General features: G+C 35.7%; 1 pseudogene. It reads right to left on the reverse strand.

From position 1 onward, the window contains the following. Positions 1 to 240: pseudogene (locus tag AAIE21_RS29480) on the reverse strand (IS6 family transposase); the annotation flags it as partial. Positions 241 to 255 lie beyond the last annotated feature (15 nt).

Genomic DNA, 255 nt, shown 5'->3' on the forward strand with positions numbered 1-255 from the left:
GATATAGGTTTCATCTAAATGCCATACGAAATGTGCTGATTTATTTTTCTTCTTCCAAATGTGATAAATGATATTTCCATATTCATGCACCCAACGCATGATGGTTGTAGGGTGAACAGAAATCCCTCGCTCTTTCAGGAGCTCAGATACGTCGCGATAACTTAAAGAAAAACGACAATAGTAGCCAACAGCTACCAATATAATATCTTTTTTAAATTGTTTTCCTTTAAAATAGTTCATGCATCATGCTCCTGG

This window comes from Paenibacillus sp. 102, from assembly GCF_039549175.1.
Classification (GTDB): domain Bacteria; phylum Bacillota; class Bacilli; order Bacillales; family Bacillaceae_G; genus Bacillus_A.